The following is a 22,329-nucleotide window of genomic DNA, read 5'->3' on the forward strand; positions in this document are numbered from 1 at the left end:
CTGAGGGAGATCAGCATGGCCGATATACGCCTTTTCAAAGTTTCTTTCGGCACAAAGCAAACCATTGCCTGCGCTCCGGACAGTCGTTTTATTTGCGACTTTCCCACTGCCGAAGCGACAATGACGCGCTCGGGAGATGACCTTGTATTTACCTTCGACGACGGCGGTTCCATTGAACTGACCGGCTTCTATACAGCTTACAACGCTGCAAAGATGCCGGACTTCGAGGTGGACGGCGCCATAATCTCCGGCGCGGATTTTTTCACCGCCATGAATGAGCCGAACCTCATGCCGGCCGCGGGCCCCGCCGCGGGAGCCAACAACGGTGCGCGCTATCATGAATATGCCAACGCCAGTCTTATGGAAGGCATTGACCACTTGGACGGTCTGGACTTGACGATGGATTTCGGCGTTGGCCTTGACGAACGTCGCGAAGGCGTGGGGGGCGACGACAGCGAGATGAACGGCGCGCCTGTTGTCATCTCTGTGGACGCCGCCGCAGTGGTGGAGGCGGGCGTGCACACGGGCGGCAATGAGGCCAAGGCCGGCGTGCCCGTGTTCCACGGCCAGGTGAATGTTGCCGATCCCAACGGAGACAGCCTGAGCTTTGGCTTTATTGACGCTTCGGGCAATGTGGTCACCAGCATCACCACAAACTGGGGCGTTATCGCCATAGACCCCGCCACCGGCGCTTTTACCTATGAATTGAACAACGGTAACGCCAATGCTCTGGCTGAAGGCGACATCCGTCAGGAATCGTTCACCGTGCGGGTCAGCGACGGGCGCGGCGGCTCGGCTACCGCCAATGTGGACGTGACCATCACCGGTTCCAACGATATCCCCAGCCTTGAGCTGACCAGGGAAAACCTTTTTGTCAGCGCCGAAGACGCGCCCAATATAAACGGGGATATTGTTGACGCTGGCACTGCGAAAGGCGATGACCCCGACACGGGGCATGTTCTTCATTACAGCTTCGGCAAGGATGGGAATGGCGATCCCATTCTCAGTCTGACGGACGAATACGGCACGCTGACCATTGACCCCGATTCGGGCGAATACAGCTATACTCTGCATAAAGACAGCGACGCGGTAAAAGTGCTGAAGGGCGACGGCGCGGATGACGTGGTTCAGCGCGTAGCCGTTGTGGTTACGGACGAGCATGGCGCGCATGCGGAAGAATCGCTTGATATCGTCATTCGCGGCGCCAATGACGAGCCGGTTATTGCCATGACCGGCAAGGCAGAGCTCGGCCTTGTGGAAAGCGGCGTGTTCGGCAGCGAAATGAATGCGGTGGACGGCGTTATGAATGACGGCGGCAGTTTCACCGTGTTTGAAAAGGACGCCAACGACGCGCAGTCTCTTTCCGCAGTCATTGAGGGGCTTGATCCGAAAGAATACACGGTGCGCTCCGATATGGCGAGCGGCGTTACCACAGTGAGCACGGCTTACGGCGTGTTCACCGTTACGCCCTTTGTCGTGACGGATGCATACGGCTCCACTGCCACTACATACAATTATAGCTTTAATCTGTTTGACGAAAACAATCCTGGCTACGGCGACGCGGCGGGCAGGCTTAATGCGGGGCAGTCGCTGAATCTGCCCTTCCGGCTTACCGTGACTGATGGCGCGGGCAAAAGTGTTGAGCAGAACGTCAATGTCACCATCACGGGCACCAACGATAAGCCGGAGTTGACGCTGAGCGACACGAATCTGGTGATCGGGGAGGACGCGACGGGCCACGGCGCCCTTGCCGTGTCGGACGATGACGCCGATGGCGCGCTGGCCGATGGCAATACGGTCAACCACAAATTCGAGATCGCGCACCGCCCCGGCGAGAATGACGACATCTCTCTGGACAGATCCGCGCCTTCTTCCGATTACGGCGAAGACGCTGTCTTTGAAACCAAATACGGCACGCTGACTGTCAGGGCGGACGGAACCTATACCTTCACGCCTTCCGACGCGGCCCAAAACCTGGGCGAAGGCAAAGACGTCACGCTGAATTTCGACATTACCGTAACTGACCGCCATGAGGCGCATGATGCCGAATCCGTCACCGTGGTGATCAAGGGCAGCAACGACCAGCCCGGCATCACAGCCGAAGGAAGCGGAAAGCTGACGCTCAAGGAAGCCGGCGTGGGCGACAAGACCATAACCGGCATTGACGATGGATGGGCGGAAGGCTCGAATCAGGCAAAGATCAACGGCATTGCGAAAGCTGACGGTCGGTTCACTGTCCGTGAAACTGATGAGGGCGACACGCTCTCCCTCACCGTAAAGAATGTCGATGGCAATGTGGTGACCCTGCAACGCGACCCCGCCACGGGCGAGCTGTATGTCAAAGACGCTTATGGAACGCTGCTTGTCACGGAAAATACCGTCGTCAACCCCGACGGCAGCCATGAAATAACGTACGGCTACCGCTATGAGCTGGACAACGTCGCCGTGAACGGCCTCAAGCAGTACGATGAGAGCGAGGGGGCCACGCACATTGAGGGTGAGGATCACTACAGCGGCAAGTACACCTTCTCCGTAACGGACGGCAAGTCCGCCCCTGTTGAACACGATGTGGATATTCTGATCAAGGGCACCAACGACGGCCCCACGGTGAAATGCGGCAGTGTTCTTGTCAAGGAAGAAGGCGTGTACATGGAAAACGGCGATGGCAACACCGCCACCGCGGAGGATGGCAAGAACAACGACTCTGTCTTCTCTGCCAATCATCGCACCGAGGTTTCCGGCCATATTGATGTGAGCGACCCGGATCAGCGGAGCGGCTTTGATTTTTCCGTGAAGCTGAGTGATCAGTTCGGCGCGGGCAACAAAGTGGATCATTATCAGGGGCAAGGCTCCGGTTCCACACCCCTTCTGGATGCGGACGGCAATGTTTACCAGTCTGAAGTTGTGATCAACCCGACCGGCTCTTCCGTTTCGGACAATGTGCAGATTATCGCAACCAACTACGGCACGCTCACCTTCCACAAGCAGGACTGGACGGAAATTTTGGACGACGGAAGCGCCGTGCCGCACAAAGCCGGAGACTACGGCTTTGCCCTGAATGGCGAAACGGCGCAGAGCCTGGCCAAGGGTGAAAAGCTGGACTTCAGCTTTACCGTTACCGTTACGGATGAGCACGGCGCGCAGGGGCATCATCAAATCGGCGTCACCATTGAGGGCAGCAACGACGTGCCTACCCTCATCCTGAAGGATGACGGAAGAGACCTCGTGGCGCGTGAAGCCGGGGTGGGCGTTGAGGCTTCCCAGAGCAAGGCCGACTCTACGGCGGACAGCTCGGACGATGACCATAACGCGGGCCGCAGTTTCGGGCTTACCCTCGGCGACGCGCCGGACGCGGAGGTGCGCGCCGCGCTGTACATGGACAGGAGCGGCCACCTGCTTACGGAGGATAACGCAGCCGCCTGCGTGGGCAAGCTGGTCATCAACCCTGACACGGGCGAATACCATTTTGAACTGTTCAATGACCGCGATGTTGTGCAGGCAATGAATAACGGCGATGTCGTTGACCTTGCCGACAAGGTCAACGTGCGCGTGACAGACGAGCACGGCGCCTATGATCAGGCCCCCATCACCATCCGTGTGGAAGGAGCCAACGATGCGCCCACGGCCACGGCTTCCAGCCTGACCGTGAAGGAAGACGGCGTATTCAAGGGCAATGTGGGCACGGTTGAAGACAAGGGCGGAAGCCTGGAGGGCTCGGAACACCGCTCTGCGGCCGCCAGTCAGATTCGGGTGCAGGATGTGGATAACGCCCTGAGCGGCGGCAGCGCGGGAGGGCGGTGGAAGTACGCCGGAGAGAGCGACGGTTTCACGTTCAGGCTCGTGCACAACGCTTACACCAGAGTGAACGGGGATGGCCTGAGCGCTGAACATCTGTTGAGCGGCGGCGGAGATTTCAATGCAGTCTGGGCGCAAATCAGAAGCGACGCCTTTCCGCCGGATCAGCTCGCCGCACTGAACACGGCTCTCAAGGCGGCGGCAGCCGATGGCAGCCTGAATGTCGGCGACAGCCTCAACACCCTGATTCAGGGTGAAGCTTTTAATATTGCCGATTTGAAGGATGGCCAGGCCAGGAGCATCCTGTCCAGTGTCAGCCTTGGAACGCTGACGCTCGACCCCGCCACGGGCGAATACTCGTTTGCCATGAGCCCTGAGGGCAGCCTTGGGCATATGATCAATAATATCTTTGGCTCGTCGTATTCCAGTATTCGTGAGTTCAGCGTAGCGGTGGCCGACCCGGCGGGCGGCGTCTCGACTGTCAGGGTGAAGGTGGAAATCAGGGGTTCCAATGATCGCCCCGAACTGAAGCTGGAAGACAATCCTGATCATGACGTGACCGACCAAGCGGATCTGGTCGCCACAGGCGCGCTTTCCGCGCTGGATCCGGACGCCAGCGATACGCACCAGTACTCCATCGTCAAAAAAGACGCGAACGGCAACGATGCGCGCGCAGACCTGACTGAACGCAACCACGATTCCTGGACAGGGCGGGATCAGAGCATCCTCAATGACGCCACCTCCACCACTGTGGAAGGCAAGTACGGCACGCTGACCATCACCAAGGACGCGAACGGCAAGCCCGCTTATGAATACCATGTGAACCACGACAAGGTTGTGGCCCTGAGCGGTGAAGATACGGTTGAGGAAAGCTTCAGCATTGTGGTCAGAGACAAAGGCGGCGCGTTTGACATCAAGGACGTGACCTTCACCGTTCATGGCGCGGATGATGGCCCCCGCCTGACCGTGGCCACGGCTGACGCCCATGTGCTGGACGTAAAGGAATTTGGCGTGACGCCCGGCGCCAATACGCCCAATAATGCCAGCGGCGAGGCTAGCGGCAGCTTTGACGTTCAGTGGACTGACAGCAACGCTGAAGGCGAACAGAACCAGCACTACGGCTTCATGCTGAACGGCAAGCTGCTCAGCGCCGTTGACGGCAACGGCGAGCCGGTGGTCACCACCGGCAGGGCAAACGGCCATGAGTACAGCATCACGGGCAGCGGCAATGGGGCTGGCAGCTCGCTGGAAATCACCATCGACGGCATCCATTACGGCTCCCTTTCCATCAATGCTGACGGCAAGTTCACCTTCAGGCTGGATCATGATTCCCTGAACGGCATGGACGAGAACTGGCATACCAGGCTTTCCGAGCTTCTGGGCGACAATATCAGACTGGTCGCCTGGGATGACCGCCATGACGCCTTTGATGGCGACGGCAATCTGAACAGTTCGGATAGCGTGGCGGATCAGAAGCTGGATGTGTATTTTAGCGGCGCCAATGACCGCCCCGTTTTCGAGCAGACTGACGATGCGCGCAATGCCTCGCTGGGCGGGGACGGCCTCACCTGGACCGCTGGCAGCAGTGCGGCGTCTTTCACCGAAAATGACGCAAACAGGGTTATCGAAGGCAGGCTGGGCGGCAGCGATGCGGAAGGCGACGCCCTCACCTTCGCCATTGTCAAGCCTGACGGCTCTCTGGTTCAGAAAATCCAGGGCGAATACGGCATTCTTGAAGTGCGCCCCGATGGCGGCTACACCTATGCGCTGACCGTCTCTGGAGGCGAGTTCGAGCATCTGAACAAGGATGAACTGCTTCAGGCCGAAAATTTTGCAGTCCGCATTACGGACGAGCATGGCGCATCCACGGATGGCAGACTTCAGATCACCGTCAAGGGTGAACACGATGACTTCAAACTGAGCGCGGGCAATCTGACGGTAACGGAAAACAACGGCGAGCTCAGCCGCGCGGAAGACGCCACCAGCTCAACGCACGGCAAGATCACGCCGTCAGGCGTGGATCTGGAAGACATTGAGGCCATTGTCAGGGGCGACATCAGTTGGAATCTGCAGAATGGCGAACAGCGCGTGGACGGAACCATCGTCAGCCAGGGCGCGTACGGCAAGCTGGCGCTTGATCCGAGCACGGGCGCGTACCACTATGAGCTGGACAACAGCAAGATTCAGCAATGGAATACCGACAGGTCGGATCAGGAACAGTTCATCATCCAGACGACCATCAACGGCGTCACCGTTGACAAGGCGATCACCGTCACGGTCAACGGCGCCAACGACCGCCCGGAATGGCTGGAAAGTGGCGCTCTCACCGGCATCGCCAAACCCTTTGTGAAGGACGTCGACCACACGGATGGCAAGGCCGATATGCGCTTTGAGGGCAGGGTCAGCGGCGGAACCGACATTGATGATAATGACAGTTCCCTGCAATACATGCTCACCAATGGCGAAAAGTCGGCAAACGGCGACTTTGTCGCCTCCACAGTGCTGAAGACGGCCTACGGCGCGTTTGTCATCGACCCTGTAACCGGCGAATACAGCTACACGGTGGACGGCTACAGCGCAGCGCTGGGAGACTACTTCAGGAATAATCCCGAAGCGAGCACGCTTACCGACACCATCAAAATCGTGGTGGTTGACCCGTATGGCGCGCAATCCGAAACCACGAGGGAAATCCAGATCTCCATCAACAAGAGTGATCTGAACGGCGGCGGTGGTGAGGAACCCGTTTATCGTGGCGGCGATCTTGCGGGTACTGTGGTTGAGGATGGCGATTCTGATGATGATCCGACTGCGGGAACCAACCAGACAATCTCCGGGCAACTTGACGCCACGCACGCGGGCAACGCCTTCTTTGGCCTCATGGGCGCTGATGGCCGGCAGACCCAGACGGGCATTGTGGATCATCCCGCCCCGATCAGCGGGAAATATGGCTTTATTTCCGTTGATCCGGCCACGGGCAGGTGGACCTATACCCTGTTCAACGGCAAAAACGGCGAGGACAATCCGGTGCAGAATCTGGCGGCGGGCGCGACTGTGACAGAGGAATTCGCTGTCATGCTCAACGGCCAGCCCGTATTTGACGCTGAAGGAAATGAGGTAAAGATTGTCATCACCATTGAAGGCGTCAACGATGCGCCGGAAATCACTCATGTTGACGCAAGCCAGCGCATCACCGGCGTGGTGACGGAAGCGGACGGCCATGCCAGCATCACGGGCAAAATTGAGGCCACGGATGCGGATCGCGACGGGACGGGCAACATGGAAAAGCTGAGCGTCAGCTTCAGCGGGGATGGCGTCGCCCAGCCTTCCACTGAGGGCAGCTACGGCGTTATCACCCTGGCGGAGAACGCAAACGGCTCATGGTCCTACACCTATGCCCTGAACCCGGAGAAGCTGGCGGCTGACCCTGAAGCTTCCACTTTTTTCCGCCAGGATGGCGACGGCGCGTGGCATCTCATCAATGGCGCTGCCCTGCAGGAAACGTTCAAGATATATGTTTCGGACGGTCATGGCGGTCTGGCTGAACAGGAAATCTCCATCGACATTAACGGCCGGAACTTTGCGCCCGTGTTCGCCGGTTCGGAAGCGATCCGGGGCGAGAGCGTGACGGAAGACGGCTTTGGCGGCGCTTCCGGCACTGTGGAGAGCGTTATCAGCAAAAGCGAGCTTGCGAAAGCGTTCACGGATGATGAAGGTACGGACAATCTGCGTTTTATGTTCGAAAACGGCAAGACCTTCATGGAAGACGAGAAGGGCTACGGCGTCTGGCAGATCGACGCGGAAGGCAATTTGGCGTTCACCCTGAACAACCAGAGCGCCGCCGTGCAGGGCCTGGGCGCCAATGATGCCCCGACTGTTTCCATCACGGTATACGCCAGGGATGAACACGGCGAACCGAGTGCGGAAGGTGTGGATGTTACGGTCGCCATTCAGGGCTCGGGCGATGCGCCTCAGTTGATTGTGGAAAAGGCTCTTGCCGTTGCCGAAGCTTCGGAAAGCAATGGGAGGGCGGAAGGCGTCTTCCACCTCATTGACGCGGACATGGCGGACAGCAGAGAGAACCTGACCTACGAAGTCACCGACGGCAGTACTGCCGTTGAGGCGAAAAACGGCGGCGCGCTGACCTTCACCAACGAGTACGGCACATTGACGCTGAATCCCGCCACTGGCGGCTACAGTTTTGCGCTGAACAGCGAAAGCGAGGTCGTGCGCGGCATGAAGCCGGGCGAGCTGTACGAGATCAGGTTCGATGTGAAGGTTGCCGACCACGACGGATTGACCGGATCCGGGCAGATTATCGTCAATATCAAGGGTTCCAACACCGCCCCGGAGATTGACTCCACGGCTTCCGTAACGGGCAATGACGCCGATGCTGCGCTGGTGGAAGGGGCAGACGGCTCCGGCCCCGTGTTCACCGGCGCCATCGTCGCAAGGGATGTGGATGCCGACGCGGACGACACGCTGAACTACAGCTTTGCCCTGACGGACGAACAGCGCGCGGCAGGCTGGAGCGTCAGCAATGACGGCAAGACCCTGACCGCAACCTACGGCACGGCAACCATCAAGGATAATGGCGAATACTCCTATACCCTGGACAACAAGCGGGCCGACGCCCTTGCCGAAGGGGAAAAGACCCACGAGACATTCCATGTGGCGGTAACGGACAAGTACGGCGCGCGGTCGGATGCGGCGGAAGTGACCATTCATGTCGAAGGCTCCAATGACGCTCCGAAGATTGAAGGCTCCAGCCTGGCCCACGGCGTCGACGGCGTCTGTCATGGTCAGCTCTCCTTCAGCGATGTGGACGCGCAGGACAGCCACACGGCGACCTTTGCCGGCCTCTTTGATCAAAACCTCAACGACCTTCATGTGAATCTGGCAGAGCTGGAGGACGGCGCAAGCCTGGATGTTTACAACGCCGCCGGAGACAAGGTGGGCGCGCTGGTTCTGCACTTCACGCAGGGCGCGGGCGCGACTGATGTCTTGAACTATGTCTTTACGCCGGACGATGCCTATGCCAGCGCCATAAACCGTGGCGAAGACGTCAGGCTGGACTTCTCCGTAACGGTGGGCGACGGGCATAACGGCGCGGTCGTGCAGAACGGGCTGTCCATCTCTCTCACCAGCACGAACAAGGCGCCGGAAATCAGCGCGCCCGCGCCTGAGTCCGTCAACGCCAACAGAGGCGAGTTGCTCATCAGCGATGCCGACAGCGGCAATGTGGCCCTGACCATCGCCTTGGCCGGCGAGAGCCTGAATATCCCGCAAAACGGGCAGGAATACGCCCTGGGCAACGTGACCTTCTCTTATGCGAACGGCATTCTGAGCTACGCGATCAGCGAGGCGCACACCAACGCCATGGCCCCGGGCGCGGAGAGTTCTCTGGACTTCAGCGTGATACTGAACGACGGTCATGGCGATATGCGGCGTGACGTCAGCCTGGCCGCGCACAGCACCAACGAGGCCCCGACCGTCGGCGGCAACGTGTTCAGCGGCTTTGAGAATGATGTCCTGCATGGACAGCTTGTCGGGGTTGACGACGATCATACCGACGCCGATGCGCTGCTCTTCAGGCTGGATGACAAGAAGGCCCCTCAGTACGGCACTGTGCATGTTGAAAGCGATGGTTCGTATACCTATACCCCGCATGGCGAAGCGCCCTCCGGCGCGGTCATTGATTCGTTCTCCATTATGGTGGATGACGGCCACGGCGGCGTGACCGGACATGAAGTGACCGTGCATTTCGACGACCAGATTCTGGCCGGCTCTGAGGACGAAGATTCGTTGTTCGGCGGCTACGACGACGATCTTATCTTCTATGACCCGTCGGACTATCTCGTGCATGGCGGCAGCGGCATCGACTTCCTGCTGAGCGGAAGCAACGATGACCTTCATTTGAAGGATATACTGGCAAATGACGATCCGAATTCCGGCCCGCTGGTCAACGGCGTGGAAGTGCTGCTGAAAGGTGATGAACTCGCCGCGCTGACAAGCCAGCAGGAGCTGGAAGAGTATGGCATTACAGTAAAAGATAATACGCTGATTCTTGAGCAGGAGTGGATGCTCAATCATGACGGCTACTATGAAAACGGATCGCTTATCCTTGAAACCACGTTGACGCCCTCGGCCAAGGCGGAAGACGGAACCACCGTTTTTGAAAAACTGCTTCAGGCCGGGGAAAGCGTGGATACCCTGCTTGGCTCTTCCGAAAAGCCTGATGAGGCGCGGCAGGGCGGTTCTGGCGAGCGCTCTCTTGATCTGACGAATATGGATGCCTCCCTCTATCCCGGCCTTGATTCGGAGGATGACGAAAACGCCGCCAGCGAGAACTCTCCCATGGCGACTGTGGAAGGGATTTATCAAAACCTCTGCGGAGCCGTAACTACTGAGGATCATGCTGACGAAGAAGCCGTGAGGGCTGCTGTAAACACCATACAGGCCGGTAGCGGCGGCTGCTAACCAAGCAACAGGGGGCGGAGGGCGGCGCAACGTCGCCCCCGCCTTGAAGATTGTCATGCGTATCCTGTTCTGCAACAACAGTTTTCCTGGCCAGTTCGAAGCGCTGGCGCACTACTTTGCATCCCGGCAGGAGCACACCGTGCTTTTTGCCTCCAGCTATGGACGGCGCGATTTCTCCATAGCCGGTGTCCGCCGCATTCTGCTCAAAGCTGCGCATGAGCGCGCGCCGAAAGGAAAAGACGAGTTCATCCGCCAATGGACCTGGGCTGTTCATGCCGGGCGGGAAGCTCGTGGCGCGTTTGCGCAGCTCAAGCGATCCGGCTTTGAGCCGGAGGTAGTGCTCTTTACCGCCGGATGCGGGGAAAGCCTTTTTCTGAAAGATATTTTTCCGACTTCGTTTCGGGCGGCCTATCTTGATCTGGGCAGATATGCGCCGGAAAACGGGCGGGATGACGAAAAAAACTCGTTTGCCTTACTGACGCGCAGCATGGCCCTGTTTCATGGACATGCCGTTTTCGCGCTTTCCGGCGATGATCGGGGCATTCCTGATTTTTTGCGGCCCGTTGTCGGCGTGACGCCGCCTTTTGTGGATACCGATTTTTTCCGGGCGGAAAACGCCGCCCCCTTTCTCTGCGACGGGCTTGCCTTTTCGCGGGATATGGAAATGGTTTCAATCGACATGAAAGGACTGCCCGAAAATAACGCCCTTTCTGCGGTTGTGGCCAGTCTGCTGCGGCAACGCCCCAACTGCCATGTCCTGCTTGCCGGCCGCGACAATACCGGGACATATCCCGGCGCGTTTGCTGAGATCGCCCGCGCCTGTCCCGGCAGGCTGCATGTACAGGGCTTGTCGGGCCGGGCCGAATATAGAGACATGCTGGCCGCCTCCACCGCGCATGTTTCTCCATCTCCGCACAGCCGCATGAGAGAGCTGATGGAGGCTTTGAGTTGCGGTACGCTTCTTCTTGCGCGTCCTTCGTCCACACCACGCACAGAGGCGCTCATTCCCGAAAAAACCATGCTGACATGGCCGCGCAGCGGCGAAGATCAAGTCCGCCTTCTCAACCATGTTTTGAACAACAAACAGGCAATGGAGAGCCTGCGCCGCAATGGGCGGCAAGCCGTACTGACGCATCATGCTCAGAAAATCATGATCCCCCGTCATGCGGATGAATTGCTGAACCACTATGAACGGTGGAAAAAATCTGCTGGAACATAATTTCTTTGCATGCCTGATTCTCTTTTAGTTTTCAAGGCAAGAAGAAAATCTTAATGATTGGTGTTATACATAAATATATGATAAAATCATAAAATAGATCAGTGAATTGCGCATATAATATTGAAGAATAGCCATGTGAAATTTAACATAATTATTAAAATCGTTATAATATAATGATAAATAAACTTCATTTACTAAGGGATCGTTATGAATTTGAATGTCAACAGAAAATATTTTTTGACGATGCTTTTTATGATTTTTTTTGCGCTACTGATGTACCTCATATACCTGCTTCAGGTGCACAGCAATAAAAATCAGACTGAGCATACGGCAGCCATTCTGTTCAATCAGATTGCGCGCAACATAGATCGAAATCAGAGAGATGAGGCCCTGTTGCTGAACTCTCTGCAGGAAGATTATATGGTCAGGGCCAAAGCTGTCGCCTATATTTTGGACAACTCTCCGCAAATTATGGATGATGTAGCGGAGCTGAATAAAATCGCCAAGCTGACCAAAGTGGATGAGATTCACATCTTTGATGAAAGCGGAACGATTCGCAGCGGAAATCTGCCGAAGTATTATGGCTATTCCATGGATTCCGGGGAACAGATGGCCTATTTCAAGCCCATGCTCTTGGATAAAACTCTGTCCATGTGTCAGGATATGGTGTTGAACACCGCAGAGAGCAAACCCATGATGTACGCCATATGCTGGAATAAAATCGGGACGTGCATGATCCAGGTCGGCATCGAGCCAAAGCGGTTGCTGCATGAGCTTAAGGCGAACGATATTCAGAATACTATCCATAGCCTCGCTCTTCACGATGGAGTAACGGTGCTTGCGGCGGACAACACCTCTGGCAAAATCCGTGGCGCGACACTGGCGGAGCTGGTGGGGAAAAATTTTGAAGATGTTGGTATAGCTGCCCGGGCAGAAAAATCGGAACAGACGGGCCTGCTCGAAGGCTGGATAAACGGCCAGCGTTCTTACTACACCGTTCATTCCTATGGAATGTATCTGATTGCAATCATTCAAGAAAAAAAAATATTGTCAACGGCGGCATTCCTTTTGTTCTGGGCACTATCAGCGCATACATTCTTTTGGCTTCACTCATATCGATTTTGATCATCATGCGCTTCAAGCAACGCATGGAGATAGAACGCAAGAAATCTGTCCACGACAGTATGACCGGCCTGCTCAATCGCAGGGGCTATATGATGTTTCTTGAGTCATACAACAAACGCATCGAGAAGGAAAATTTTGTCTATGTAGCTATGGATCTGAACGGTCTGAAACATGCCAACGACACCATGGGGCATGCCGCGGGCGATGAACTGCTCAGGGCCGCAGCCCACTGCATGGCTGAGGTGTTTGGACCATACGGGAAGGTATTCCGAACGGGCGGTGACGAATTTGCGGCGACGATCCATGTGGATGAGGCACAGTTGAAACAGATCAAGACTTTTTTTGAGAAGATAACCAGCGTCTGGCAGGGGGATTACATACAGGGCGTGTCGGTATCCTGCGGTTATGTTCAGGGAAAGGAATTCCCCGATAAAACGCTGGCGGAAATTGTGGATATCGCTGATAAAAGAATGTATATGGCGAAGGAGGAGTACTATCGTACCCACGAGCGCCGGGGAAGGGGAGTGGAAAAGAGCGCGTCCTGAAATGGCGCAGACTCAGGCGCGCTTTCTTGTTGTTGCATCTGGATGCTGCGCCCTTGTCAGAATCCAGCCGCATCTGACTTGATGTGCAGAAGTTTTATCCAGATGTCATGTCTCAATGCAAGCGGCCCAGGAGACGGCGAAGCCGCTGAGGGCTGTCACGCGGCGCAAGCACGGACGGACATGCCTCTGAATCTGGGCTTGAGCCTGGACTCCGCAAAAAATCAAAGTTGACGCATTCTAGCCGATGTCCCAATCAAGACCGAAGGTGTCATGCAAAATGCGCACGGCAAGTTCGACATACTTTTCCTGAATCAGGATGGTAATCTTGATTTCCGAGGTGCTGATCATCAAAATATTGATGCCTTCCTGAGTCAAGGCCGCAAAGGTCCTCGCGGCCACGCCGGAATGGTTGCGCATGCCCACGCCGATGGCTGAAACCTTGGCTACGCTCACATCATGCAGCACTTCCGAGGCCCCTGTTTTCCGGGCCACTTCGCTCATGAGCTCCAGCGTCTGCGGCAGATCCTTGCGGGAGATGGTGAACGTCATATCCGTGTGACCGTCCTGGCTGGTATTCTGGACGATCATGTCCACCAGCACGCCCTTTTCAGAAAGCGGGCCGAAGACGGACGCGGCCATCCCCGGCACATCGGGCAAATCGCGCAACGTCACGCGGGCCTGGTCTTTGTCGTAAGCAATGCCGGAAACGAGAACGGCTTCCATGCTGGAGTCCTCCTGAGTGACAAGAGTGCCGGGATCATCGCTGAAGGTGGAGCGCACACGCACGGGCACTTTGTATTTCTTGGCAAATTCCACGGAACGGATATGCAGTACCTTGGCCCCCATACTGGCCATTTCCAGCATTTCTTCATAGGCCACGCGATCCATCTTGCGGGCGGTGGAGCAGATGTTGGGGTCTGTGGTATAGACGCCGTCCACATCCGTATAAATTTCGCATTCCGTCGAGTCCAGGGAGGCGGCCAGGGCGACGGCCGAGGTATCCGAACCGCCGCGACCGAGCGTTGTGATGCGCCCGCTTTCGGTGCAGCCCTGAAAGCCGGCCACCACCAGCACATCGTACTGGTCAAGATGGGCGCGCAACGCTTTGCTGTTGATGGATAAAATGCGCGCGCGGCCGAAATCGTCATCCGTGGTGATGGGTATTTGCCAGCTCAGCAGCGAACGCGCGCGTATGCCGATATCCTTGAGCAACATGGTGAAAAGGCTGATGGAGACCTGCTCGCCGGTAGAAACCAGCGCATCGCACTCCGCCTTGTCGGGCGTGGGCGACCATTGCTCGGCCAGGGCCAGCAGTTTATTTGTCTCGCCGGCACGGGCCGACAGCACGGCAATGACCTTGTTGCCGCGCTTGAGGCCGTCCAGCACCTTTTCACGCACATGTTTCATGCTCTCCAGAGTCGCCACTGAAGTGCCGCCGAATTTCTGTACGAGAATTTTCATGCCTGTATCCATTGCCCGCAATTGTTATAGCGCGCGGCCAACCCGCGCACCGGGACTCATCTGTCATTTTTCGGCCACTGCGCGCACAGGGTATCCAATAGAGCCACGGCGCGCAAACCGTGAGCTTTCAGCGTCAGCATGCGACTTTCTTCGCACGCTTGCAGAGAGATGTCCAGAATTTCCTCCGGCCAGTCAGCGGGGGGGAGGTATTCAGCCCATTCCACCACGGTAAGAACGGCGGGATTTTCCAGACCGTCCAGAATTTCGTCCGGCAGCGCGCCCGCGCTGCGGTACAAATCGCAGTGCAGCACCGGCGGCGTGGTGGGATAGTGGTTGCACAGGGTAAAAGATGGGCTTGCCACTTCCGCGGCGTCGCCGCCCGGCAACGCCTGAACCAGCGCGCTGATCAGGGTGGTCTTGCCGCTGCCCAGAGGGCCGCGCAGCAGCAGCGCGCGCACGCCGGAACCCGGCAGGTTGGCGGCCAGCCAGCGGCCCATGCGCCGCGTTTGCTCAAGATTGCACAGCATTATTCCGGCCACGGCAGTCTTTCCTGTCGGGGCTGATCTAGTGCGCCGTTGGCGATCTTCGCCCGCACCATGGGCAGGGCATCGGCCAGCTCGGACGCCCTGTTGCCACGCTGCGGCCAGACGGCGGCGCAAAACCGGCCCGCCAGGGCGTGCAGCGACACGCCCACCCCGGCCAGACTGATGCTGGGCCACTCCGCAAGGTCGCCGCGTGCCAGCAACCCGCCCAGACACCCGGCCAATACGTCGCCTGCCCCCCCCACAGCCAGTTGCGGCGCGTCATAAGGGCTGAGCAGCAGCGGCGCGCCTGCCTGGCCGACCAGAGTGCCCGCGCCTTTCAGCGCCACAACGCCCGCGCAGCGGGAGCACAGGCTGGCCAGCGCGACCGGCCTGGCCGCCTGGATTTCACCCGTGGCGCAGGCCAGCAGAGCCGCGGCTTCGCCGGGATGGGGCGTCAGGATGTCGCGTTCCGTCACCTGTTCCAGCAGGGCGGGACTGCGCGCCAGCAGCATCAGAGCATCGGCGTCAAAAACAGTGGGTGGGCGCCGGGGCAGATGCAGCAGCGTGCCCAGAAAGCGCGCGGCATCCTCGCCGCGGCCCATGCCGGGGCCCACCACCAGCGCCGTGTGGCGGGCACAGATTGTTTGTAGTTCTTCTGCCGGCATATCAGGCCAACGGCTCGCGCCGGCCCCGGTCAGGGGCAGGGTCATGATTTCCGGCCAGTTGCTTTTGATGTCCGCCAGCGCGGCTGCCGGAGCCGCCGCCGTCACCAGCCCCGCGCCCGCGCGCAAGGCGGCCCGCGCCGCCAGATGCGCCGCGCCGCCCATTCCTGGCGCGCCGCCCAGCACCAGCAGATGCCCGAAGCTGTTTTTATAGCTGTTTTGTGGCGGATCGGGCAGAGCGCGCAAACAATGCCCATCAAGAAGGTATGCGCCACATGGGCTGGCGGCGCGCGTCGCGGCAGGGATGCCGATATCGCGGACATGCAGTCGGCCCGTCCAGGGGCGGGCCGAGGGAAGAAGCAGGCCCGGTTTTGCCGCCGCGAAACTGACCGTGACTGTGGCCCGCACCGCCACAGGCGACGGCTGACCGTTTGTGCCATTAAGCCCGGAAGGTATATCCAGGGCCAGAACAAAGCGTGAAGACGCCAGTTGGTTGATGCGCCCGATGAGTGCCCGCAGGGCGGGGCGCAGTTCGCCGGTGAAGCCGGTTCCAAGCAGGCCGTCCACCAGTATGTTCGGCGGCTCTTGCCACTCGTGTCGGGCCAGTGGGGCAAAGGCCACGCCGGCGGCGCGGGCTATGCGAAGATGCCTGGCAGTGACGCCCCTGTACGCGCCCAGCGTTTTTGTATGCAGCACCAGCGGTCGCGCGCCCGCATCCAGCAGGCGGCGGGCCAGACAGACGGCGTCGCCGCCGTTGTTGCCGCTGCCCATGAACAGCCAGACCGTCTGCCCGGCCAGATGCGGGCGGTAGACGCGCAGAACCTCAAACGCCGCGTTGGCCGCATTTTCCATCAGCAGAACTTCCGGCAGGCCCAGGCGTACAGCCGCGGCGTCCCAGGCCCGCATTTCGGCGGGCAGGGGCAGGGGCGGGAGAAATTTAAAAAAATCGGCACTACTGCGCATTATGCCTCCAGAATAACGACAGCCACGACAACACTGCGTTCATGGCTTATAGAAAGGCGGCTGTGACGCGCGCCCAGATGCCGGGCGCGAAGCAGGGCCTGATCCAGAAAGTGAAGCTGCGGCTCGCCGAGCGCGTTGCGCCCGGTTTCAATCTGCCGCGGGCCGACCCCCTGGCTGAAACCTGTGCCCAGAGCCTTGACCGCCGCTTCCTTGGCGGCGAAGCGTCCGGCTATATACGGCAGGGCCCGTGCGGGGAGGGAAGCCAGCTCCGCCGGCGTGAGGAATTTATCCAGAAAGCGTCGTCCGAACTTTTCATACACCTTGGCAATACGCGCCATTTCGGCAATGTCTATGCCCAGTCCGACGATCATGCTTTGTTCCTTTGCGGGAGGGTCAGCGGGCATCCCGCCTCCCCTGGCCGTTCGTTGATTGCTCATTGGAGAAAAATAAGCTATGCTGATACTTTCAAAAACATTATTCTGACCCGTTCGAGGCCGGGGCGTCAAGCCCGCGTATGGCCGAAGAACCCAGGGAGAACAACATACCATGAAATTGTGCATTGTTGGTACGGGCTATGTGGGACTGGTCAGCGCGGCCTGCTTCGCTGAAATGGGCAATACCGTGACTTGCGTGGACGTAAATCCCGCGGTGGTGGAAAAACTCAACGCTGGTTCCGTGCATATTTTTGAGCCTGGCCTGGAACCCATAGTGCGGCGCAGCCGCGCCGACGGCAGGCTCTCCTTCACCACCAGCCTTGAAAAAGGCATTGTCGACGCGGATTGCGTCTTCATCTGCGTGGGGACGCCGCCGCGGCCGGACGGCTCCTGCGATCTGAGCTATGTGCGGCAGGTGGCTCATGAAATTGGCCGTTATATGCAGCATGAACTGGTGGTCGTGGACAAGTCCACCGTGCCCGTGGGCACGGCCGACATGGTGCGCGGCATCATCAGGGAAGAGCTGTCCGCGCGCGGTCTGAATCTGAATGTGGACGTTGTGTCCAATCCCGAATTTCTTAAAGAGGGCGACGCCATCTCGGATTTCATGAAGCCGGATCGCGTGGTGCTGGGCACGGATTCCGAGCGGGCGGCCTCCCTCATGCGCGAGCTTTATTCCCCCTTTGCCCGCACCAGGGAAAAACTTATCGTGATGGGCGTGCGCAGTGCGGAAATGACCAAATACGCGGCCAACTGCATGCTGGCCACCAAAATTTCCTTCATCAATGAAATCGCCACCATCTGCGAAAGGGTGGGAGCCGATGTGCGCGATGTGCGCACCGGCATTGGCTCAGATTCGCGCATCGGCTATCAGTTCATTTATCCCGGTGTGGGCTACGGCGGTTCCTGCTTCCCCAAGGACGTCAAGGCGCTGATTCAGACGGCTGAAAGCGCCGGCGTGGAGCCCATGCTCCTGAATGCCGTGGAGGCGGTCAATGCCCGGCAGAAAAAGCACATGGCCGCGCGCATTCAGGCATATTTCGCACCGCAGGGGGGGGTAAAAGGCAAGACGCTGGCGCTCTGGGGATTGGCCTTCAAGGCCAATACCGACGACATGCGCGAGGCGGCTGCCATTGACATCATTACTGCGCTTACCGGCGCTGGCATGAAAATTCGGGCGTTTGACCCCGTCGCGGCCGACAATGCGCGCCGTATTTTCAAAGACAACAAGCTGGTGGAAATCCTGGACGAACAGTACACTGTCTGCCAGGGGGCCCAGGCATTGCTGGTGGTGACGGAGTGGAATCAGTTCCGCAATCCTGATTTTGCCCGCGTCAAGTCTTTGCTTACTGCGCCTTTGTTGTTTGACGGGCGCAATCTTTATTCGCCCTCGGCCATGGCCGAACGCGGTTTCGCCTATTTCTGCATCGGTCGCCCCACTGGCGCATGACTTCATTGAAGCCAAAGCCGACCGGAGTCGCATCTCAAGCCTTTGGTCGGCTTTGGATCCCTTTTGGCAATTCGTCACAGGGCGGCAAAAGCCCACCACCAGGCCAGCATCGGCACCGCCAGAGCCAGCAATCCGGCCGGAATCTGCGGCAGAGCGGGCCATCCGTGCCGCACGCGCCAGCTTTCCCCCAGGCCCAGCGCCAGGCCGCAAAGCAGGCCGGCCACATGGGCCGCATAATCGGTATTTTCCCCTTCCGTTCCCAGCATGGCCAGCAGGGCCGCTCCTGCCGCAATGGGCAGCATGGCCTTGCGTCGTTGCATCTGGCGCCCGGCCATTATTCCGGCCAGAATACCCACTGACGCAAACAGGGCTGTGGAGAAACCGAGACTGGCGACGGCACGGGGGCGGAAGAGAACCGCCAGCGCATTGCCCAGAATGCCGCCGATCAACGTCAGCCAGACGGCGCGTCCAACGCCGGCAAGCCGCGCCAGCAAAGCCAGAAAAAGCGCGCCAAAGGCTATATTGCCCCAGAGATGGCGCAGATCGCCGTGCAGGGTGAGAGCCGTGACAATACGGTAAAGCTGTCCATAAACACGCACCAGAACATTGTCCAGAATGCCAGCGTCAGACCACACTTGCGGCGGCGGCAGAAAATCCGGCACAGGCCACCAGCCCACGCGCAGACCGTGCCAAAGTATCAGCGGCAACAGAAAAAATGCCGTCAGACCGCCGTATGGGCATATGGGCAACGCCGGCTGGGGCAGGGGGATGCGTTGCCGTTCACCATCAAAGCCCGCCAGTTCGCTGAGAGCGGCCTGTTCCAGCAGGGGGGGAACATAAATGTATTCGCGCCCGCGAAATGTATTCAGGATATGCGGTATGCGGCAGGCGCTGAGCACCAGCCTCCAGTCACGGCGCTGCATATAGTCCGCCAGCCCCAGGGGGCCGGTGATGTTGCGCCAGAACGGCGGCAGGCCGCCTGGTCTGCGCCGGACAATCCAGCGGCTTCCGGCATGGAGAAGGCATGTGCGAAAAGAAGCGCGCGACATGGATAAAAAAAGCCCCGACAGCCTGAACTGACGGGGCCTGTCATGACAAAAAGACAGATTAGCCTTGCTTGCGCGCGATGGGCTTGGTCACGACGCCCGAACGCAGGCAGCGGGTGCAGACCGTCAAAGTGCGAACACTGCCGTCAGGGAACTGGTGACGCACACGCTGAAGATTCGGGTTGAAACGGCACTTGGTCTTGATATTGGAATGGCTTACGAGATTGCCAACCTGGGGCTTTTTGCCGCAGAAATCGCATTCCTTGCTCATACTATCCTCCGTATACGCAAAAAACAGTTCATTTCAAATGCGGCAAAACTCTGGCCCGACGCTGTGCAGACAGCCTTTCAAGCGGGCATAACCGCGCAAAGAGGGTAAATAGCCCATGAAAAGGAAAAAAGCAAGACTTTATGGCTTTTGTTTGTCGGCAAAAAGGGGGATTCTTCCGCTCGTCGCCCGAAGCGAGGCGACGGGCGGGGGCTGTCGCCACAATAATTTTTTGCGCTGACAGGAAAATGGCGATTTTTAGGAGGGAGTGTATTCATGTACATGACCGACAAAAATCGCACAGTGACGCGGCCAGCGCGAAAAAAGCCGTTTTGCGTGCGGGACGCCACAGCCTCTTCCATGGGGCCTTCCTTCTATCCACTGCAGGGAAAACATGCGTTTGCCCAGCAGCTTTTCTTCCACACTCTTGAGCATAGGGAGCGTATCCAGCTTGGCTGAAAGCTCCTGTCGGGTTGAGGGGCAAGCCTGTCGCCGTTGTCCTTTGTCTTCTCAAGAAATTCCGTGAGCGGACCGGCTGTTTTCGTGCCGGTATTTTCCGCGGCCACACTCTTCAGCGCTTTTATCCACGCATCGGTCATTTTCCCATGGTTGCATTCAGGGAAAGAGGGCGTGTTGGCCAATCGCTGAACAGAATAAACGTGATCAAATCCGCCATGAGGAAGGGGCAGACCTCGGTTATTTCCGTCTTCAGACCACAGTTGGCCAGCACATCCAGAATCTTCCGGGCATCGACCATGCCAGGGCGCAACGGCTGCCGCGCCAGGCTGGGGCAACATAACAGCCTTTGATTATCCGCTTGTATTCCGCATTGGTCGGCTGTATCTCCTTGTGCAGGGGGATTCTCATAAAACTCTGTTTGCCTGTTGACAGAAAGGGTAGATGACATGTGCGAAAAAAAACGATGCCCATGGGCGGGGAATTTGCCCATATATATTGACTATCATGACAATGAATGGGGACGCCCTGTGCATGACGATAACAAGCTTTTTGAAATGCTTGTTTTAGAAGGAATGCAGGCAGGACTTAGCTGGATAACCATACTCAAAAAAAGAAAAGCGTTCCGGGAGGCGTTTGACGCTTTTGACCCTCGCAAGGTGGCTCTTTATGAAAAAGACAAAATACAAAGCCTGCTGGCAAATGAAGGAATCATCAGAAATCGTCTCAAAGTGAACGCCGCGGTGTCAAATGCCAAATCCTTTTTGACAATACAAAGAAAATATGGCAGTTTTGATAAATTCATCTGGGCATATGTTGATTATATGCCTATTGATAAACACCGTGAAAAAATGGCAGATATACCGGCAACAACAGCGCTTTCAAATAAGATCAGCGATGATTTGAAAAAATTTGGATTTACATTTGTCGGCTCAAAGATCATCTACGCCTTCATGCAGGCCACAGGCATGGTGAATGACCATGTAAAGGACTGCTTTGTGTATCAGGCGATGAAAGCATAGCTGCGTACTCACGGCCGACTGCATTTCGCTAACCATGATTGAAAATGCTGCTACTGAAAATGCTGCTGCGGATCGTCTCAAAGTCAAGAAAATCGAGATATTACGTTCAGTTTCTTCCCATACGCTGACGCGGACTATTTTGCCGCCCGCTGGGTTAGAACCCGCATATCAGCCATAAACAGATGGCAAATGAAATTGAAAAAGGATACGCTCGCATAATATCTGCAAGGGGGAAAATGATTGATGGCTTTCCGTAACGTAAAAAGAATCTTGCGTCCAGCGAAGCGCTTCATTGTTTCTTTGCTCAATTCTTCCAGAAACAAGGCTGTGGTGCAAAAAGCGCTTGCCGGCGATAAGGTTTGCGTGGAGTTAGGGGCAGGCGCGATTACCCGGCACGGCTGGGTTGGAATGGATTTGGCCGGGGCAGACATTAACTTGGACCTGATGAAAAATCCCCTTCCTTTCCCTGATAATTCAGTAGACTGCTTTTATTCGTCGCATGTATTTGAACATTTTTCGTATCCAGAACCCATGCTTTCCATATTGAAAGAATGCCATCGATGCTTGAAAGAGGGAGGAATATTTTCCATATGCGTACCAAATGCCGCAATTTATGTGGAAGCCTATATAAAAGGCAAATATCCCGAAAGAATCGCTTCTGATTATTATCAGCCAGCTTTCCACAATAATAGCAGGATTGATATATTGAATTATACTGCATATATGGATGGACACCATAAACATATGTTTGATTTGGAAGGACTTTTGGCCATTCTTTCTGCATCAGGCTTTAAAAATGTTTCCCAGCGTGATTTTGATCCAGATATTGACTTGGAGGCAAGACATTGGGAAAGCATTTATGCTATAGCAACAAAATAAAAT

15 protein-coding genes are annotated in these 22,329 nt (G+C 57.3%); 7 read left to right on the top strand and 8 right to left on the bottom strand.

Annotation, left to right across the window (positions count from 1 at the left end; translation table 11 throughout):
* Positions 1–15 precede the first annotated feature (15 nt).
* From ACQRA4_RS10605 to ACQRA4_RS10620, 4 genes are all read left to right on the top strand, one after another.
* Positions 16–10,272, top strand: a complete 10,257-nt coding sequence (locus tag ACQRA4_RS10605; RefSeq protein WP_427823048.1) for a VCBS domain-containing protein — start codon at positions 16–18, stop codon at positions 10,270–10,272.
* A gap of 55 nt (positions 10,273–10,327) precedes the next feature.
* Positions 10,328–11,491 carry a glycosyltransferase family protein gene (locus ACQRA4_RS10610; protein ID WP_427823049.1) on the top strand — a complete coding sequence of 388 codons (1,164 nt, stop codon included), beginning with the start codon at positions 10,328–10,330 and terminating at the stop codon, positions 11,489–11,491.
* A 207-nt stretch (positions 11,492–11,698) separates the two neighbouring features.
* Positions 11,699–12,616, top strand: a complete 918-nt coding sequence (locus ACQRA4_RS10615; RefSeq protein ID WP_427823050.1) for a hypothetical protein — start codon at positions 11,699–11,701, stop codon at positions 12,614–12,616.
* Positions 12,617–12,639: 23 nt separating this feature from the next.
* Entirely contained in the window at positions 12,640–13,161 is a 522-nt protein-coding gene (locus ACQRA4_RS10620) for a GGDEF domain-containing protein (protein ID WP_427823051.1), read from the top strand.
* Between the two features lie 237 nt (positions 13,162–13,398).
* Here the strand turns inward: ACQRA4_RS10620 and ACQRA4_RS10625 are convergent, their stop codons facing one another.
* From ACQRA4_RS10625 to ACQRA4_RS10640, 4 genes are read right to left on the bottom strand one after another with little or no spacing between them, the layout of a single operon-like run.
* On the bottom strand, positions 13,399–14,622 hold the full coding sequence (locus ACQRA4_RS10625; protein ID WP_427823052.1) for an aspartate kinase: 1,224 nt from the start codon (positions 14,620–14,622) through the stop codon (positions 13,399–13,401).
* A 56-nt stretch (positions 14,623–14,678) separates the two neighbouring features.
* Entirely contained in the window at positions 14,679–15,161 is a 483-nt protein-coding gene (gene tsaE, locus ACQRA4_RS10630; RefSeq protein ID WP_427823053.1) for a tRNA (adenosine(37)-N6)-threonylcarbamoyltransferase complex ATPase subunit type 1 TsaE, read from the bottom strand.
* Positions 15,149–16,771, bottom strand: coding sequence for an NAD(P)H-hydrate dehydratase (locus ACQRA4_RS10635; RefSeq protein WP_427823054.1), 1,623 nt, complete (start codon positions 16,769–16,771; stop codon positions 15,149–15,151). The genes tsaE and ACQRA4_RS10635 overlap by 13 nt, the downstream gene beginning before the upstream one ends.
* Positions 16,771–17,142: a holo-[acyl-carrier-protein] synthase gene (locus ACQRA4_RS10640; RefSeq protein WP_427823055.1), complete on the bottom strand. Its 372-nt coding sequence runs from the start codon at positions 17,140–17,142 to the stop codon at positions 16,771–16,773. The genes ACQRA4_RS10635 and ACQRA4_RS10640 overlap by 1 nt, the downstream gene beginning before the upstream one ends.
* Before the next feature lie 175 nt (positions 17,143–17,317).
* On the opposite strand from ACQRA4_RS10640, the gene ACQRA4_RS10645 reads away from it, so the two are divergent.
* Positions 17,318–18,655 (top strand): UDP-glucose dehydrogenase family protein, encoded by a 1,338-nt coding sequence (locus tag ACQRA4_RS10645; RefSeq protein WP_427823056.1) that lies wholly within the window; start codon positions 17,318–17,320, stop codon positions 18,653–18,655.
* A gap of 74 nt (positions 18,656–18,729) precedes the next feature.
* On the opposite strand, the gene ACQRA4_RS10650 is transcribed toward ACQRA4_RS10645, so the two are convergent.
* From ACQRA4_RS10650 to ACQRA4_RS10665, 4 genes are all read right to left on the bottom strand, one after another.
* Complete coding sequence (locus ACQRA4_RS10650; RefSeq protein ID WP_427823057.1) at positions 18,730–19,704, bottom strand: rhomboid family intramembrane serine protease; 975 nt, start codon at positions 19,702–19,704, stop codon at positions 18,730–18,732.
* 58 nt (positions 19,705–19,762) lie between these two features.
* Positions 19,763–19,972, bottom strand: coding sequence for a 50S ribosomal protein L28 (gene rpmB, locus ACQRA4_RS10655; protein WP_427823058.1), 210 nt, complete (start codon positions 19,970–19,972; stop codon positions 19,763–19,765).
* 77 nt (positions 19,973–20,049) lie between these two features.
* On the bottom strand, positions 20,050–20,331 hold the full coding sequence (locus ACQRA4_RS10660; RefSeq protein ID WP_427823059.1) for a hypothetical protein: 282 nt from the start codon (positions 20,329–20,331) through the stop codon (positions 20,050–20,052).
* 233 nt (positions 20,332–20,564) lie between these two features.
* On the bottom strand, positions 20,565–20,726 hold the full coding sequence (locus ACQRA4_RS10665; RefSeq protein WP_427823060.1) for a hypothetical protein: 162 nt from the start codon (positions 20,724–20,726) through the stop codon (positions 20,565–20,567).
* Positions 20,727–20,874: 148 nt separating this feature from the next.
* Between ACQRA4_RS10665 and ACQRA4_RS10670 the strand changes: the two genes are divergently transcribed.
* Positions 20,875–21,447, top strand: coding sequence for a DNA-3-methyladenine glycosylase I (locus tag ACQRA4_RS10670; protein ID WP_427823061.1), 573 nt, complete (start codon positions 20,875–20,877; stop codon positions 21,445–21,447).
* Between the two features lie 243 nt (positions 21,448–21,690).
* Entirely contained in the window at positions 21,691–22,326 is a 636-nt protein-coding gene (locus ACQRA4_RS10675; RefSeq protein WP_427823062.1) for a class I SAM-dependent methyltransferase, read from the top strand.
* Positions 22,327–22,329: the final 3 nt, after the last annotated feature.

Source organism: Desulfovibrio sp. SGI.169 (assembly GCF_050313595.1).
Taxonomy (GTDB): domain Bacteria; phylum Desulfobacterota; class Desulfovibrionia; order Desulfovibrionales; family Desulfovibrionaceae; genus Desulfovibrio.

Coding starts and splice junctions, on each gene's coding strand:
- ACQRA4_RS10650 (WP_427823057.1), bottom strand. CDS start 19,704: ATGTCGCGCGCTTCTTTTCGCACATGCCTTCTCCATGCCGGAAGCCGC.
- ACQRA4_RS10645 (WP_427823056.1), top strand. CDS start 17,318: ATGAAATTGTGCATTGTTGGTACGGGCTATGTGGGACTGGTCAGCGCG.
- ACQRA4_RS10670 (WP_427823061.1), top strand. CDS start 20,875: ATGTGCGAAAAAAAACGATGCCCATGGGCGGGGAATTTGCCCATATAT.
- ACQRA4_RS10640 (WP_427823055.1), bottom strand. CDS start 17,142: ATGATCGTCGGACTGGGCATAGACATTGCCGAAATGGCGCGTATTGCC.
- ACQRA4_RS10660 (WP_427823059.1), bottom strand. CDS start 20,331: ATGGAAGAGGCTGTGGCGTCCCGCACGCAAAACGGCTTTTTTCGCGCT.
- ACQRA4_RS10615 (WP_427823050.1), top strand. CDS start 11,699: ATGAATTTGAATGTCAACAGAAAATATTTTTTGACGATGCTTTTTATG.
- rpmB (WP_427823058.1), bottom strand. CDS start 19,972: ATGAGCAAGGAATGCGATTTCTGCGGCAAAAAGCCCCAGGTTGGCAAT.
- ACQRA4_RS10620 (WP_427823051.1), top strand. CDS start 12,640: ATGGAGATAGAACGCAAGAAATCTGTCCACGACAGTATGACCGGCCTG.
- ACQRA4_RS10605 (WP_427823048.1), top strand. CDS start 16: ATGGCCGATATACGCCTTTTCAAAGTTTCTTTCGGCACAAAGCAAACC.
- ACQRA4_RS10635 (WP_427823054.1), bottom strand. CDS start 16,771: ATGCGCAGTAGTGCCGATTTTTTTAAATTTCTCCCGCCCCTGCCCCTG.
- ACQRA4_RS10610 (WP_427823049.1), top strand. CDS start 10,328: ATGCGTATCCTGTTCTGCAACAACAGTTTTCCTGGCCAGTTCGAAGCG.
- ACQRA4_RS10675 (WP_427823062.1), top strand. CDS start 21,691: ATGGCTTTCCGTAACGTAAAAAGAATCTTGCGTCCAGCGAAGCGCTTC.
- ACQRA4_RS10625 (WP_427823052.1), bottom strand. CDS start 14,622: ATGAAAATTCTCGTACAGAAATTCGGCGGCACTTCAGTGGCGACTCTG.
- ACQRA4_RS10665 (WP_427823060.1), bottom strand. CDS start 20,726: ATGGTCGATGCCCGGAAGATTCTGGATGTGCTGGCCAACTGTGGTCTG.